This is a genomic window from Shouchella patagoniensis (assembly GCF_002019705.1).
GTDB classification, from domain to species: Bacteria; Bacillota; Bacilli; order Bacillales; family Bacillaceae_D; genus Shouchella; species Shouchella patagoniensis.
In genome coordinates, this window is sequence record NZ_KV917377.1 from 1 (window position 1) to 14,956 (window position 14,956).

Sequence of the window (14,956 nt, forward strand, 5' to 3'; positions counted from 1 at the left end):
TCCGGTGGCAATGGCAAAGAGGTCACACCCGTTCCCATGCCGAACACGGCCGTTAAGCTCTTTTGCGTCGATGGTAGTTGGGGGCTTCCCCCTGTGAGAGTAGAACGTTGCCGGACTTACATAATTTGTTCCACAGTAGCTCAGTGGTAGAGCTATCGGCTGTTAACCGATCGGTCGCAGGTTCGAATCCTGCCTGTGGAGCCATTACCACGGAGAGCTGTCCGAGCTGGCCGAAGGAGCACGATTGGAAATCGTGTAGGCGGTGTAAAACCGTCTCGAGGGTTCGAATCCCTCGCTCTCCGCCAGATATTATTTATACATAGCATATACAGCATAAAAAATAACAAAGGCCCGTTGGTCAAGCGGTTAAGACACCGCCCTTTCACGGCGGTATCACGGGTTCGAATCCCGTACGGGTCACCATAAATGGAGGATTAGCTCAGCTGGGAGAGCACCTGCCTTACAAGCAGGGGGTCGGCGGTTCGATCCCGTCATCCTCCACCATAAAAAATATATTATAACGTCGCGGGGTGGAGCAGTCTGGTAGCTCGTCGGGCTCATAACCCGAAGGTCGGTGGTTCAAATCCGCCCCCCGCAACCAAATTAAATTCTTATTATAATGGTCCGGTAGTTCAGTTGGTTAGAATGCCTGCCTGTCACGCAGGAGGTCGCGGGTTCGAGTCCCGTCCGGACCGCCATTTTAATAAGGCTCAGTAGCTCAGTTGGTAGAGCAACGGACTGAAAATCCGTGTGTCGGCGGTTCGATTCCGTCCTGAGCCACCATGATTATTGGTTATTTGCCGGTCTAGCTCAATTGGTAGAGCAACTGACTTGTAATCAGTAGGTTGGGGGTTCAAGTCCTCTGGCCGGCACCACTTATCAAAAAAGTTGTTGACAAAATCTCCAATATTGTATATGATAAGTATTGTCTTTTCAAGTGGAGGGGTAGCGAAGTGGCTAAACGCGGCGGACTGTAAATCCGCTCCCTCCGGGTTCGGCGGTTCGAATCCGTCCCCCTCCACCATTTTTAAAGGGGTATAGTTTAATGGTAAAACGAAGGTCTCCAAAACCTTTGATGTGGGTTCAATTCCTACTACCCCTGCCAATTTATTTTATAAAAAGTATATATTAATATGGCGGTTGTGGCGAAGTGGTTAACGCACCGGATTGTGATTCCGGCATTCGTGGGTTCAATTCCCATCAGCCGCCCCATTTTATTGGGCTATAGCCAAGCGGTAAGGCAACGGATTTTGATTCCGTCATTCCCTGGTTCGATCCCAGGTAGCCCAGTCATATGCGGAAGTAGTTCAGTGGTAGAACATCACCTTGCCAAGGTGGGGGTCGCGGGTTCGAATCCCGTCTTCCGCTCTTCTATTGAGGCGGCATAGCCAAGTGGTAAGGCACGGGTCTGCAAAACCCTTATCACCGGTTCAAATCCGGTTGCCGCCTCCAAACAACTTAATAAGATGTTATCATTATAGTTCTTATATATGCCGGGGTGGTGGAATTGGCAGACACACAGGACTTAAAATCCTGCGGTAGGTGACTACCGTGCCGGTTCAAGTCCGGCCCTCGGCACCATTTTGATACATTAATTATTTGCGCCCGTAGCTCAATTGGATAGAGTACTTGACTACGAATCAAGCGGTTAGAGGTTCGACTCCTCTCGGGCGCGTCTAAAAAAACTAGCTATTATATAGCTGGTTTTTTTGTTTTTTTTATAATCGCTCTCTTTATAAACTAACTGCACTTATTAAGGGCAGATTTTTAAGTGGGAGAGTGATGTTTTATGAGTAATCAACAAATAAACAATGAAACTGAATTTCTAGATATGAAGGAGAATTTACAACAAATTGAAGCGGCCCGTGTTGTTTACATTGATGATTTTATTCCGGAAGGGGAAGAGGAATCCGATCAAACTAGTTATTTTGAACAGGCTCTTGGGACAGGGAATGTTAAACTTATTTTAGGGCCTAAGCGTTATTATGCAACAGTTAAACTACCAAGCCGTACAATCATAGAAGGTCAAGGGATGGAGTTAACTACAATTCAGACGCCTAATAATGCACCTGATTTCGAATGGACCGTTTCTGTAAAAGATAAGGAAAACGGAGCGGAATATATTGTTGTTAGGGATTTGAGTTTAGATGGTAACCGAAGAAGAGGTTCTGAACCAGCGGGGGGAAGCCGTTCTAGTTGTTTGACCTATCACGGTGTTAAGTATGGCTGGGTGAGTAATGTTTTTGCTTACAACAGTTCACTGCATGGTTTCGATGTTACTTCAACAGGTCTTGATTATCACTATGGCGGAGATGGAACGGTTGATACTGGCCCATCACAATATGTATGGATTGATTCATGTAAGGCAACTGATTGGATTGACGATGGGTTTACTACACATCATAGCGAATTTATTACGATTTCTAATTGTTATGCATATGATCCTAATAACAGAGGAAATTGCAACGCGATCGAAATTGATGATGGTAGTCGCCATGTGATGTTAACAAACAATTACTCTAAAGGTTGTTACGGGGGTATTGAAGTAAAGGCACATGCTAATTCTAGTGCTGCAAGTAATGTTCATATTATGGGTCACATCTCGCGGGAAGATACGCGAAGCTATAACTTCCGCCATATTGGTCATCATACGGCTGATGATCCTGATTCTACAACCGCGTTTCATTTAACGGCAACAAACTTAGTTTCGCTCCACCCGAACAATAAGAAGGGATTTCAAAATAATACAGATCCTCGTGCTTTGGTTATTAGTGCTTATACAAACGTGAGCATTACTAATTTTACGGCAATTGGAGATTTGGATTATAATTTCGGCAATACACCAGTAGTGGCAATTCAATATAAAGCGAAGAACGTTTCTTTAAATGGCTTTAATATCAGCCAGTTTAATAATGCGAGTGATGCGATTATTGTGTTTGGAGGAGGTAACAGAGGCGATCAAATCTCCTTAAGCAATATTAATATTTACGATACAGGTGTAAATAATGGGATTTATATTGGAAGTGGACATGGCAAAGTAACGATTGCAAACGTAAATGCGATCAATTCAAAAGGGGAGGGCAGCAATGCTGTAGAAACCGCAACCAATTCAGTTAATATTAGTGGCATTTCTACTACAGGATATCAGAATGCGGTTCGAAGTGCAGGTGTTAATTACGTAGAGCCTATTACCGTTATTAAGGGAGGAGCTCGGATCGCATCAAGCACTGGAGAACCAACTCATGATCAATCAATCATTTTATCAAGTACGTCTTCACCGACAGCATCAGGATCAAAAACAATTGTTGCAGCATCATCCAACTCACACGCTGAAGGAGAAGGGTCAGTTGTTTTGGGAAGTGCAGGTAACTCTAGAGCAAGAGGACCTCGTAGTAGCATTATTAGCTCCAGTGGTGCCTCTGCAGGCCAACCAAATGGTTGTTTTGGGTCGATGGTATTAGCAAGTAATCTAACGGTCAATCCAGAAAGCTATTCTGTTGTTGGTGGTTACGGAGCTTCAGGAAATGCGAGCAGCGCAAATCGAAAGTGGGAACTAAATAGTCGCACCGGTGGAGTAACCGCGGTAGGGCAATTTTCTGGTGGTAGTAGTTTTTCAGATTACGCTGAGTTCTTTGAGAGCATGAATGGGGACTCAATTGAGACAGGTATGCTTGTTACTCTTGATGAAGATAAAATACGACTAGCTGAAAATGGAGATGATATTCTTGGTGTTATTTCTGAGACAGCAGCTGTTGTATTAGGTAGTGCAGCTTATCACTGGCAAGGGAGATTTTTAACAAATGAGTTTGGCGGAAAAGTATATGAACCTCAATCTGTACGGACGTATGATGTTGACGAAGAAGGAAATACACTTACTACGTACTCAGAGGAAGTAGTTCACTTGCCGTTAGAGAACCCAAAATATGATCCAAGCTATGAATATAAAGCTCGTAGTGAACGACCAGAATGGAATATCGTTGGTCTAACGGGCCAAGTGTTTGTTCGTGTAAATGAAGACGTACAAGCTGGTGATTGGTTAGCAGCTAAATCAGGAATTGGTGTACCGGCGACGCAAGGGAATGTTAAAGCGATGCGAATGACAAAAGCATATGATGAAGCTGATGGATATGGCATTGCCCTTTGTTTTATAAAATAAACGTTTAATAGGGGGAAGCGAAGAGCTGTTCAATATAGCTTTTCGGTTTTTTATAATAAAAAACAACTATTTAAATGAAAACTATTGACGTTATGATAAGTACATGGTATATTAGTTCTTGTCAGTTGGTGATTACAACAAAGTCATTAGCAACTACATATGCCGGTGTGGCGGAATTGGCAGACGCGCACGACTCAAAATCGTGTTCCTCTGGAGTGCCGGTTCGACCCCGGCCACCGGTATCCTTTAAGTCAATTGTGGCGGTCTCTAGCGGAAGTTAGGGATCGCTTTTTTGCGTACAATCTGACGTAAAATAGTCGTGTGCCTACCGTCTCTCTTTAAGCGAAAAGGGGAGGCGGTTTTTTGTCGTCTAGGCGTAGAAACGTTTTAATCGGTCATGAACTCGATATCGTCGAACAAACTTTAACCAGCGCGGTTTTATCGTACGACAAAGCGCTCGATTTATTTATTGCGGACGCGAAAAGGAAGGCTCTACGTGATTTTACGATTGTTTATTATCGTAGAGAATGTAACGATTTTCGCGGGTATCTCGTTCAACAAGAGCACGATTTATTTATACATGAGGTTACGCGAGAAATTATAAATAACTACGTTGAGGATATGCAGATGGTACGGAAATTAAAAGCTGCCACTATAAATACGAAGCTAAGGTCGATCAGAGCATTCTTCGGGTGGCTCTATAAAAGTAAGTATATCGTCAGTAACCCTATGGAAAGGTACCCGTTAATGCGCGAAAGGACGGGGAAGGTAGAAACTTTCTCTCTTAAACAATTAAAGCAATTGTTGAACGCGCCGGATAGAAGAACCTTTACAGGCCAAAGAGACTACACGTTCTTACTCTTACTACTAGAGACAGGGATACGCTTAAACGAAGCTGCTGGAATATTAGTAGAGGACGTCAAGTTAAGCGAGGGTCAAATTTTTATACGTAATACTAAGAATCACTTTCACAGATATGTACCTATTCAAGCCAAAATGAAAGAGCAGCTAAGAAGGTATTTAAAATTAAGGGGGTCGTGCGAGACTGAGCACTTGTTTGTAACTATTGATGAAACTCAACTGAAAAGAGGGGCAATGCAAAAGATCGTAGCTCATTACGGAGAGAAAGCAAAAATTAAAGGCGTAAGATGCTCTCCTCATACTATGCGTCATACATTCGCGAAAATGTGTGTAATGAATGGTGCCGGTATATTCGAGTTACAGAAAATACTAGGACACTCAACTATGGAAATGGTAAGAGTTTACGTCAACTTGTATTCAAGCGAAGTGAATGATAAGCATAAAAGTTTTTCGCCATTAAACAATTTGTAAACAAAAAAAAGAGGCGCACCCTTAATGCTAGTTGTTGGAGCAACTGGCGGGCACACACTCTCATAATCGTTCTTTTATTGTATCAATTTTTAAAAATTAGGTCAATAGAAGTTTATTAAGTGATGCTATTTTTAGGAAGCGCCCTCGCCCGGAGGGATACGAATGTACATAACGAAGCTAAAAGATTACGCAACCCACGCGGACGTGGCGGAACTCAACACGACCATTTACGCGGCACTAGATGACCAAACGTTACCACTAAACGCGACCGATCACGCTTTACTACGTCTTCTCGGCGGCCACTCCTGTCGCGTACCTGGCGTAAGTTGGCTGCGAGTCGATACGATGGCGCGGATAATGGAGCGTTCAGATCGGACCATCAGACGTTCACTCGCGCGGCTTGTTGACTGCGGCATCATCGAACGTTTTAAGGTCGGGAAGCTCGCGGTTGTCCGTATCCTGTCCGTTGAAGTGTCCGCGCCGGAAATCGCCGAAACTAGCGTCGTTAAAAGGGATCTATCGGTAATTTCGCGGACTGAAACAACTTTAAGCAGCGAAGCACATAAAAGCGTTAGTAAAGACGTAGCGCGCGAGGGGAATGCTGACGCCATAAACGAAGTCTTGCCTGCCGACTTTACGCCTGACTACGTTTCTCCTGCGATTATAAAGACGTTGGCCCCGTTCTTTGGGGCGGAGAAGATAAGCAAGATACATCAACGTATCCAGCTTGCGTATGATAAGGCTGCGTTGTTGGCGCCGTTGAAGGACTACGACGGGCTTGTTTGCAGAACGCTAAAAACGGTAGTCTTCGCAATGAAAACGAACCGCGTCAAAGGTGATCTATATGCGTACGTTTATGGGACTTTCCGGAATGTGCTGACGGTGCAAAAGCGACAGGAAGTCCGGGAGAGGCAGCCGTTTGCCGCGTGGATGGGATAATAATGGAGTTAACGTCATAGTTGCGTCTAGTTTCGTCCTGTAAGCGTCTGGTAATAGTGGTATTTGTTAGGTTTTGTTTGTGGTACAATTGTGAATATAAAACATATTGTGGAGGTTTTTATGGAGAGACAAGGCGTTGATAAATCATTATGGATATCAGGATGGATTTTATTAGTTGGCGGTGTTATAACTGGCCTAATTATTGGTTTTACGCTTAAGTTAGATTTCGGGCTCTCTGAATCGCTTCTCAACACGGAAGCGCCTGAAATAAATCATCCATTTAGATGGGCGTATGCTGCAATAATCATAGTAATTACCGGAGCACTTGGCGCAATACTTATGGGTTTATCTGAACTAATACTTAATCAAAGAAACAAAATGCATCTATTTGAAAACTCGATGAAGGATCTTAGGAGATCTTTTGCCGAGAAAGACTAAAAACCCCCAAAACGGAGGTTTAGTATAACTGATTAAAATTTTATTTTGTTCACTGCGGTATACTCACTGATATTTTTTGCGATGCCTTTTGATGTTAGGTGTGTGTATTTTTCAATCATACGTAAATCTTTATGACCTAATATCATTTGTAAGTGTCGAGTATCCCCTCCGTTTTCTAGAAAGTGAGTAGCCGCAGTGTGGCGAAATAAATGTGGATAAACATTCTTTTTGATACCTGATCTTAACGCGTACCTTTTAAGCTGCTTTCTAAAATGTTCTGGAGGTAGAGGTGTGCCGTAGTCGGTTAAGAATAAATGATCACTTTGGAAAGTGGCAGTTAACTTGTTCATTTTCTTTATTAAATGAATTGTTCTTTCTTGTAGAGGGATAACTCTAGGTAGGGCATTTTTCGAATTTCCTGCTCTTATTGTGAAAAATCCGTTTTGAGTATCCACACTATGTAATTTGGCTGTTAAGGCCTCGTTAATCCGACACATAGAGTCCAGAAGGAAAGTCATAAGCACATAATTTCTAAAGTCTGGGAAGTTAGAGCGATCCACCTCGCAGAATAGTTTATTTAATTCATCAATCGATAGTATTTCGATATCATTTTCGGTATATTTTATTGACCTCATTTTAGCAAGCTTCAATTCTTCGCCGTAATGCTTGCTTACTAAGAAGTCGATAAAGTTATTAACGTTCTTTCGGACGTCATCCGCGTAAGAAGGGGAAAGGCCCACTTTTTTATTTTTTGAAGCAAAAGGGTTATTTCGACCGTGTGTGTGACTTTCTAGCATGTAAATTATAAATGCTTTCATATTAGTCATTGTCAATTCTGATACATCTCTCGGTAAATTGGTAACATCTAGGAACTCGGTGAGTACTTTTAAATTATTCTTGTACTTAGCTAGAGTATTCTGACTGACGTTTCTGACCTTTTTATCAATTATAAACTCCTCTATTAAGTATTCTAAGTCAGTGTTCTTCTTGATTTTCTTTAGTCTAGGTAGTTTTCTATGGTTGATTTGCATAATAACTTCATCCTCATATTTAACGGTTTCAATTGGGTTTGAATTTAAATTCTATGAAAAGAAATGAAAAACCCCGCTACTTAGAGCGGAGTACTCTCGTAAATTGCGTCTATATTATCGTCAGTAATGCCGATGTAAGCTAACGTAACAGCTTGCGATGAGTGTCCGAGCATCGACTGTAGAAAAGCGAGGTCGGTACCGTTCTTGTACGCGTGGTAACATTGCGTCTTTCGAAGGGTATGCGTCCCGACCTTACCAATCTCGTCCAGTAATCCTAGCCGTTTCACCGCGCCGTTAATGATGTTATACGCTTGCTGCCGCGAAATGTGTTTTTCGGTACCATCCCCGGACTTTTTTCGCGATGGAAATAGATATTCTTCGTCAGGGCGACCGTTTAGTTTCGTTATTTCGTCTCGAACGGACTGATTCAACATAATACGGCGTGTCTTTCCAGTCTTAGATTCCGTTATGTAAGCGTATTTGCCTCGAAGATCTCTTATACGTAGGCAAATCAGATCTGAAATGCGTAAAGCGACGTTAATTCCAAGTACGAATAGGAGCCGATCGCGTCCTGTAAGACTTTCTTTAATCAGTTTGATGTGCTGCAAACTTCGAATAGGTTCAACTTTACTCGCGCCCGCCTTCATTTATCCAACCTCCAATTTGTCATTCTGTTATTAAATAACACATTAACGTAAAAGCGTTATCAAGTCAAATAAAAAAGACCCTTTTGGGTCAATTATTCTCTTTCTTCATTATCTTGCTCAATTTTTTCATGATACCAATTCTGCATGGCCTCGCTCTCTACATTAATGGTTATAAGCTCATTTATATCTTTAATGTCCAAAGCGCGAACGATTTTAGATAAGTGATCCAAACTTATTCTATCGACATAACCTCTCGCCAAGTTGGAAATAGCTGTAGGTCTAATCCCTGATTTTTCAGCTACTTCTTTTTGAGTAAGCCCCCGACTTCTAATTGCCTCTCCGACTTTTAGTTCAATTACTGTGCGATCTTCTTCTTCAATACTACTGTTATGTAATTCCTCTAAAGCTTCTTTTCCCTTTTTAATTGGCAATATGTTCACCTCTTTCAATACCATTATAACGTATTTACGTGATTAAGTAAAAAAAGTTTCAATAACTTGTTGACGAAATAACGTTTAAGCGTTATTATGTGATTAAGCAATCAGAACTTAATTGAAAAAGGGGCGGATTTAAATGGCATTGATTTCACCGGTAGTTGAGCTAGGTTCAATTGAAAACATCGAGGTTCTTCGTTTTGAGGACGGCACCGCGCCGATCATGATTACTACATACGCGGTCACGGGTTCTATTACAGTCAAGGTTTACGATAACGACGACGCCGAGCTAGTTTTCGGGGAATGCTCGCTATGGTTTCCGTGGACCCTCGAAATGCAGCGCGTCATGGAGCAGATCGATCACTACGAAGCGCTCGAATTACTTTCTATATTCGCGGCTCACGGTAGGAACGCAGGCTGATGGGCGGCATTTGGCGTAAAGTAACGGCGTTTCAACGATACGAAGGCGATCAGTTCCTCGTATTTACGTATGACGCGTGGTGGAACACTGAACAATCAGTACTGTATTTCGTGTCAAGCTGGCACAATGAATTAATACAGGCGGACATAAAACAGCGCTTCAACGCCGACATATTCGAAGTTGAGGGCGAAGTGGTAATCGCCACAGTTGACGCGCTAACGTTCACCGACGAAGACTTCGAGCGGTTCCATGCGAAGCTCTTAGAAACGTCCTTGCTGCGGTTCTTGTACGAGTTGGCGGCGCGCGATCCGGAATTAAACTACGGATTGGAGGCGTTGCTAGATGAAAACGATTGATAGGCGTATCTCTTACTACTTGCGTAAATGCAACGAGCATCTTGCGCGGGTTATGCGAGGAGAGAAACCGCCAACGTCGTGGAGGCACGCACGGTTAGTAACGTATAAGGTCGAGCTTAATAGAAGATACGGAGAATACAAAAAAGGGAGATGTTTATAATGGCGAAGCTAAAAAGAGTGCCGGTACAGACCGTATATATTGAAACAGGTGGTGCGGTGGCGGTTGATTACTACGATGGGTACTTAGCTGAAGAATCGAAAGTAGTTTATTGGGTTGAGCATAACCGATTAATGATGAATACTTATCTAATTAACGAAATGAACGACACTTATCAAACTGATTGCGATACGGACATACACTTAGCGACTATTTCAGATCCAAGTAAATTTACCATAATGGCTGCGACTACGTGGCACCGAAAGCTTAACTCGGCATCGTTGTTTGATTTCATAGTAGCTGAACGGGGCGAAATAGGCGGTAACGATTTAAATTTAAAGAATTTTCTTAAATTTAATACTAACATATCAAGATTGAGAGGGGTAATTTAAGATGAAGAACTATTTCAAGGAATTAAAAAGCCTAAAAACCCAAGTTGAACAAGATTTCGACTACTTTAACGAACGGCAAAGCATGATTGATAAACGCATCCAAGAACTTAAACAAAGACCCCATATCGACGAGAACGCGGTGGAATTGGAAATGCTGCTTAAAACTCGTCGCGAGGTTAAAGAGAGGGTTCTGCAATTACTACCGGTGCGTGACATGTTTAAACATGAGTGGGCAGCGGTAGAAAGCAGAGTCGAGAAGGTTAAGCAGAATAGCGCTCGCATCCAAGACGAGATCAGAAAGGCGCGGCAACGTGAAAAGGAACTGGTATAACGGCATAAGGCGATTTCCTCGCGAGGGGAGGTCGTCTTTTTTGCGTAAAAGTGTGCGAAACCTAAATTTGAATTGTTTATATAAGTATAAGCGAAAATAAATTAAAAATTTTCGCGGTAAGTGTCCGAGAACAAGAAGTCACATCCCATAACTAGTATAAACACTCGAAAAGGAGGCGCGGTTATTTTTGCATAATAGTGTCCGAACTCGAATCGGTATACGTCATCATAAGTACAAAGAAAAAAGTTTCTACAAAAACGCGCCACTTAACCAACTTACCAAGCATAACTAGTATAGGCGAATTTAAATTATCAGCGAAAGTGTCCGGAACTAGATTGGCATACGTCATCATACATGAAAAACTTCGTGGAAATGTCCCAATTTAAGTGAATCTAACCCCCTATAGAAAGTATAAGCAACCAAAAGTGCACGTTTTTAAAATCGGTGTCGTAGTATCTGTTGAAGCGAGAAAATAAACTTGAATCTTTTATGGGGAATGTCCCATAAAAGATTAAGTCTAGTCGTTATATAAGGTACAAAAAACATTTTTGGTGTGCGAAATAACAAAGTAACCTGCCATAACTAGTATAAGAGAATAAAGTTTACATGAAAATGTGCGAAATGAAGAAGTCATATCCCATAACTAATAACGAGTGATTTTCGCGGTAAGTGTCCGAGATTGGAAAGTAACCGTTCATAACTATTACAAAGCAAACGAAAAAGTTTCGCGAAAAATGGCCCAAATCATAAAGTCGCCTCGCATAACTAGTATAAGATATTTTCCGATGATGGCTGCCGGCGCCGGAGGGAAAGAGCGGATAAAAACTAAAACTAAACCGAAAAGGGAGCGATTTTATTATGAACGCAATTATTGAAAGCTTAGAGACACACTTTGGTGGAGATATTACGAACGATTTGATGCACTCACAGAATAGATATGTAGTAGATTTTATGATGGAATTTGGTCTAGCTGCGGCTGACAAGGGAGCGTCTTTATCAGATTATCAAGAGCTAAAAGATCAACTAATAACTTCGAATCCATTCGCATCTGAAAGTGTCGATGATACGTCGTACGAAGAAATAGCAGAGGCTTTTCTTTTGATGGGTAAATTAGTTCCTGACGGTCAATTAAAGGACTTTCTTTTAGTAAGTTCCTATACTGTTATGATTGCTAACAAAGCAAACAACGCTCATGGAATATTAGACTTGGAAATTAATGACCAATCAAAATTGAAGTTGATGGAAAATGATGCTAATAAAATAAAAGATTGGAGTAAAGAGTTTAAAAAAATTAAAATGCCTCACGGATTAAAAGGTAAATTTAAAAATGTATTACGACATATAGAAGCCATCGAATACTCGTTTAGAGCAGGTAATTTTGCACTGATTGCTAGAAATAATGAATACTTTTCAAGAGAAATGGACGAGGTGTTAGAAAGACTTGAAATCAAGGTTTTTGGGGAGAAGTTACCTTATGAGTAATCCTGATAAGCCAAAACCTAACAACAAGTCGGAACTTCTCGCGGCGAAAAACTACGAAATGTACAACTTGGACTTGATGCGTAAGGCATTCCCGCGCATCCTGTCCGAGTTAGACGATTTGTTCACGCGTCAGCAACGTAAAAAGCAGTTTCGCGACCTTATAGCGTTCTATTTTTACCTACTTTCGTACGTCGACGGAAATGCTTTACGCAGAGAGCTTAGATAGAGACTGAGATTATCCATAGAACCGAGGTCTCTAATGAATTGTTGGAGCCCTTTTATATAGATAAAATTTAGAAAAGGTGGGGATAGTTTGGTTGAGATTAAAGAAAGGAATGGATTAATTTTTATTAATGGAATCGAAAGACCAATTAAAAAGATTCACCGTAGTGCAGAGTTTGTCGAAGTCGAAGGAACCATTATCGCAAAAAGATGTGGTTGCTTAAGCTGCAATAAGATGTTGCCAATAGAGTGTTTCGGGAGTGATCGTCGTGGGTTAGGAAGAAAAAGAGGTTGGTGTAAACAATGTGATTATAAGAGAAAGAAGATGAATAAAATTGGTCTTAATGTTTATGGGAATCCCAAAAAGAAAAAGCCTATTAACGCATTTAGAGTTTACGAAGGTGGTAAATGTATTCGGAAAAGATGTACATTTTGCGAGGAAATAAAAGACTCGTCACAGTTTTCTTATCACCTTAAAACAGTCGACAGTTTAACTACTATATGCAAGGTTTGTAGCGGTGAATACTCCAGGAGCTCATATGAAATTAATAGGGAGCATTATCAGATGATGCAAGCGGTTCGGAGGGCCCGTATAGCTGTGTTACCTGACGAAGTATCGGAAAAAGAATATCGCCAAGTAGTCGAAAGCGTGTTTAATGGTAAGTGTGCGCTAACTGGCGAAGTTGCGGACTTGAGTGTGGATCACGCTATTCCTTTTTCGGTCGGGCATGTTGGAAGTACATTGTACAATATGTATCCATTGAATCGGCGATTAAACAGTTCGAAGTTTAGCGCTAACATTTTCGAATGGGTCAAGCGACCTCACGTAATGCCTTTAATTTGTTCAGAGAGGTTTGATAAACTAATCAGGTACCTAGCAAGCCAAGCGGGTCTAACCATGAAAGATTATAGGGAGTTTACTTATTGGTGCTTTGAAAATCCTCGCACTATAGATGAGGTTAAAGCATCCGGAGATGTAGACTCTTTATTTTTATGGGATCAATCTAAAAATGGTCAACATACGCCATTATATATAACTTAGCATTTTATAGGCGATACGTCAACTAATTATATTCCGAAGGAGCTGGTGATTATGGGTAAAGGCAGAACAATGAAAGTAGAAACGGAATATCAGTCGGAAAACTTTTCAATTATCCAATTGATTCGCGACCACAGCCGGCTAAAAGACAACGCGGACGAAACTTCGATTACTCTCGCGATGGACCTAGAAGACGCACTTGCCGCCGATATATTCACGACTACCGAGCGCCAACTATTAGCGCTTATTTATTATGCCGAAGTGAGCCATCGCCAAGCGGCGGGCTTGCTCGGCCTACAAACGTCGGACACCACGCCAACCCTCGAAGAAGCACTCGAAAAGTTATCCGCGGTGTTGATGGGCTATCGTTGCGGTCGCATTAAAGTCGATTATAAGCGTTCTGTCTACGAGGATATTCACGCTTGGCTAGACGCAGTAGGCGAAGGGTTGGCTCCAATATTTATCACCCCTGACGCGGTTCTATCGTGGGCAGCGGAGCAGGGCGATCGTTTAGCGAAGGAAACGTTAAGGCAGCGCGTGGAAGGTCCGCCGGTGTTCGAAGATTCGCAGTCCTATCCGTTTTATACCGGGCCTGAATTGGAGCTAATGGATCGCCAATTAAAAGTTACTTATTCGGACTTAGACAATCAGCGGGCGGAAGGCGTGGTAGTTGGGCGGAAAAGGTCGTTCGACTTCGACGATAACAACTCTCCAACCGTAAGCAAAACGCGTATTTATAAACGCTAAGGAGGGCACATATGCCTAAGCCAACTGTACAAAAACTAGCGCACCTGAATGCGGAAGAGGAGCGGGACTTCTATCGCTCCCTTACCGCACACCTTTCCGGGCTACTATTCTATGACGGTCTTATGCTGGACGAGTTCCGCGAGGAGTTCGAAGCATTTCGCGCGGATAAAGCGGATTACCGACGCTCTTTCGACGCTGTACTAAAGCGGGTGGCGCCAGAAATAGACGACTTGAGCTGGCGGGATTTTCGCTGGTTGCGCGCTAATAAGTGGCGGCAATGTCCGGTATGCAATCGGCTGTACATCGATTATTCAAACGGAAAAGGCGTCGCGTGTTACCTCGATGCGTACGTGAGATGGTCTAAAGAAGGACAGCGCTGGATAGCAGACGTTAACTATAGAGGGCGCGTGAATAGCGTATGCCGAGCGAAGTATGACGCGTGGAAACGGCGGGGGCGGACAGGGGCGATTGACTTCGTGCTGTTTAACGGAACACGACAATAGTCGGGTGAAGTGGGATTGTGGTGTATATAGTGAGGAAACAAAACGCAGTTACTTCCGAGGGCTGCGTTATTTTATATACGAGGAGTATTAAGTTATGACTAAGTCCACGCCATTTCATAAAGTTAAATTGTCTGCAAGATCAAGGTTGAAACGCGAAGATTTGTCGTTTGAAGAACGGTTGTTTTTGCAATTTATTCTTACTAGCAACGATAGCCAAGTTGAACGCGCGATGAACGAAAATGCGTCTTACCGTGATTTCTTTCGAGAATTAAACGATAACTTACATTGACGGAGGTTTAATCATATGACTAGCGATTTCTTTTACTGCT

The 14,956-nt window shown here is 42.3% G+C and carries 16 protein-coding genes, 17 tRNA genes and 1 rRNA gene; 31 read left to right on the plus strand and 3 right to left on the minus strand.

Features of this window, described 5'->3' with window-relative positions; translation table 11 throughout:
- The 22 genes from rrf to BK584_RS00110 all read left to right on the plus strand — a co-directional run bounded on the left by rrf (position 1) and on the right by BK584_RS00110 (position 6,865).
- Positions 1-116, plus strand: a 5S ribosomal RNA gene (rrf, locus tag BK584_RS00005).
- A 13-nt stretch (positions 117-129) separates the two neighbouring features.
- Positions 130-204 (plus strand) — tRNA-Asn (locus BK584_RS00010).
- A gap of 7 nt (positions 205-211) precedes the next feature.
- Positions 212-305: transfer RNA gene (locus tag BK584_RS00015), tRNA-Ser, on the plus strand.
- A gap of 43 nt (positions 306-348) precedes the next feature.
- A tRNA-Glu gene (locus BK584_RS00020) sits at positions 349-423 on the plus strand.
- Between the two features lie 5 nt (positions 424-428).
- Positions 429-504 (plus strand) — tRNA-Val (locus BK584_RS00025).
- A 20-nt stretch (positions 505-524) separates the two neighbouring features.
- Positions 525-601 (plus strand) — tRNA-Met (locus BK584_RS00030).
- A gap of 20 nt (positions 602-621) precedes the next feature.
- Positions 622-698: transfer RNA gene (locus BK584_RS00035), tRNA-Asp, on the plus strand.
- Between the two features lie 9 nt (positions 699-707).
- Positions 708-783: transfer RNA gene (locus BK584_RS00040), tRNA-Phe, on the plus strand.
- Positions 784-799: 16 nt separating this feature from the next.
- Positions 800-875, plus strand: a tRNA-Thr gene (locus BK584_RS00045).
- A gap of 64 nt (positions 876-939) precedes the next feature.
- Positions 940-1,024 (plus strand) — tRNA-Tyr (locus BK584_RS00050).
- A 7-nt stretch (positions 1,025-1,031) separates the two neighbouring features.
- A tRNA-Trp gene (locus BK584_RS00055) sits at positions 1,032-1,105 on the plus strand.
- Positions 1,106-1,136: 31 nt separating this feature from the next.
- Positions 1,137-1,212 (plus strand) — tRNA-His (locus BK584_RS00060).
- Between the two features lie 6 nt (positions 1,213-1,218).
- Positions 1,219-1,290, plus strand: a tRNA-Gln gene (locus BK584_RS00065).
- 6 nt (positions 1,291-1,296) lie between these two features.
- Positions 1,297-1,368, plus strand: a tRNA-Gly gene (locus BK584_RS00070).
- 10 nt (positions 1,369-1,378) lie between these two features.
- Positions 1,379-1,452: transfer RNA gene (locus tag BK584_RS00075), tRNA-Cys, on the plus strand.
- A 40-nt stretch (positions 1,453-1,492) separates the two neighbouring features.
- Positions 1,493-1,581: transfer RNA gene (locus tag BK584_RS00080), tRNA-Leu, on the plus strand.
- Positions 1,582-1,601: 20 nt separating this feature from the next.
- Positions 1,602-1,675: transfer RNA gene (locus BK584_RS00085), tRNA-Arg, on the plus strand.
- Positions 1,676-1,789: 114 nt separating this feature from the next.
- Positions 1,790-4,156, plus strand: a complete 2,367-nt coding sequence (locus tag BK584_RS00090) for a peptidase G2 autoproteolytic cleavage domain-containing protein (protein ID WP_078390691.1) — start codon at positions 1,790-1,792, stop codon at positions 4,154-4,156.
- A 161-nt stretch (positions 4,157-4,317) separates the two neighbouring features.
- Positions 4,318-4,398 (plus strand) — tRNA-Leu (locus tag BK584_RS00095).
- A gap of 121 nt (positions 4,399-4,519) precedes the next feature.
- Positions 4,520-5,488, plus strand: coding sequence for a tyrosine-type recombinase/integrase (locus BK584_RS00100; RefSeq protein WP_078390692.1), 969 nt, complete (start codon positions 4,520-4,522; stop codon positions 5,486-5,488).
- Positions 5,489-5,650: 162 nt separating this feature from the next.
- Positions 5,651-6,427, plus strand: coding sequence for a helix-turn-helix domain-containing protein (locus tag BK584_RS00105; RefSeq protein ID WP_078390693.1), 777 nt, complete (start codon positions 5,651-5,653; stop codon positions 6,425-6,427).
- A gap of 120 nt (positions 6,428-6,547) precedes the next feature.
- Positions 6,548-6,865 carry a hypothetical protein gene (locus tag BK584_RS00110; protein WP_078390694.1) on the plus strand — a complete coding sequence of 106 codons (318 nt, stop codon included), beginning with the start codon at positions 6,548-6,550 and terminating at the stop codon, positions 6,863-6,865.
- Between the two features lie 32 nt (positions 6,866-6,897).
- Here the strand turns inward: BK584_RS00110 and BK584_RS00115 are convergent, their stop codons facing one another.
- The 3 genes from BK584_RS00115 to BK584_RS00125 form a co-directional block, all read right to left on the minus strand.
- Complete coding sequence (locus BK584_RS00115) at positions 6,898-7,896, minus strand: tyrosine-type recombinase/integrase (RefSeq protein WP_078390695.1); 999 nt, start codon at positions 7,894-7,896, stop codon at positions 6,898-6,900.
- Positions 7,897-7,976: 80 nt separating this feature from the next.
- Entirely contained in the window at positions 7,977-8,543 is a 567-nt protein-coding gene (locus tag BK584_RS00120; protein WP_078390696.1) for a tyrosine-type recombinase/integrase, read from the minus strand.
- Positions 8,544-8,635: 92 nt separating this feature from the next.
- Entirely contained in the window at positions 8,636-8,974 is a 339-nt protein-coding gene (locus tag BK584_RS00125; protein WP_245808779.1) for a helix-turn-helix domain-containing protein, read from the minus strand.
- A 142-nt stretch (positions 8,975-9,116) separates the two neighbouring features.
- On the opposite strand from BK584_RS00125, the gene BK584_RS00130 reads away from it, so the two are divergent.
- The 9 genes from BK584_RS00130 to BK584_RS00175 all read left to right on the plus strand — a co-directional run bounded on the left by BK584_RS00130 (position 9,117) and on the right by BK584_RS00175 (position 14,916).
- A complete protein-coding gene (locus BK584_RS00130; protein ID WP_078390698.1) occupies positions 9,117-9,398 on the plus strand; it encodes a hypothetical protein in 282 nt (93 codons plus the stop codon).
- Positions 9,398-9,754, plus strand: a complete 357-nt coding sequence (locus tag BK584_RS00135; RefSeq protein ID WP_078390699.1) for a hypothetical protein — start codon at positions 9,398-9,400, stop codon at positions 9,752-9,754. Before BK584_RS00130 ends, BK584_RS00135 begins: the two co-directional genes overlap by 1 nt.
- Positions 9,755-9,913: 159 nt before the next feature.
- Entirely contained in the window at positions 9,914-10,303 is a 390-nt protein-coding gene (locus tag BK584_RS00140; RefSeq protein ID WP_078390700.1) for a hypothetical protein, read from the plus strand.
- Position 10,304: 1 nt separating this feature from the next.
- Positions 10,305-10,634 (plus strand): hypothetical protein, encoded by a 330-nt coding sequence (locus BK584_RS00145; RefSeq protein WP_078390701.1) that lies wholly within the window; start codon positions 10,305-10,307, stop codon positions 10,632-10,634.
- Positions 10,635-11,492: 858 nt separating this feature from the next.
- The gene (locus BK584_RS00150) at positions 11,493-12,116 is read left to right on the plus strand and encodes a hypothetical protein (protein WP_078390702.1); all 624 of its coding nucleotides are present in this window, start codon (positions 11,493-11,495) and stop codon (positions 12,114-12,116) included.
- 313 nt (positions 12,117-12,429) lie between these two features.
- Positions 12,430-13,380: a hypothetical protein gene (locus BK584_RS00160; protein WP_078390704.1), complete on the plus strand. Its 951-nt coding sequence runs from the start codon at positions 12,430-12,432 to the stop codon at positions 13,378-13,380.
- Between the two features lie 51 nt (positions 13,381-13,431).
- Positions 13,432-14,124: a hypothetical protein gene (locus tag BK584_RS00165; RefSeq protein WP_078390705.1), complete on the plus strand. Its 693-nt coding sequence runs from the start codon at positions 13,432-13,434 to the stop codon at positions 14,122-14,124.
- Between the two features lie 11 nt (positions 14,125-14,135).
- On the plus strand, positions 14,136-14,627 hold the full coding sequence (locus BK584_RS00170; protein WP_078390706.1) for a hypothetical protein: 492 nt from the start codon (positions 14,136-14,138) through the stop codon (positions 14,625-14,627).
- Positions 14,628-14,721: 94 nt separating this feature from the next.
- A complete protein-coding gene (locus BK584_RS00175; protein ID WP_078390707.1) occupies positions 14,722-14,916 on the plus strand; it encodes a hypothetical protein in 195 nt (64 codons plus the stop codon).
- Positions 14,917-14,956: the final 40 nt, after the last annotated feature.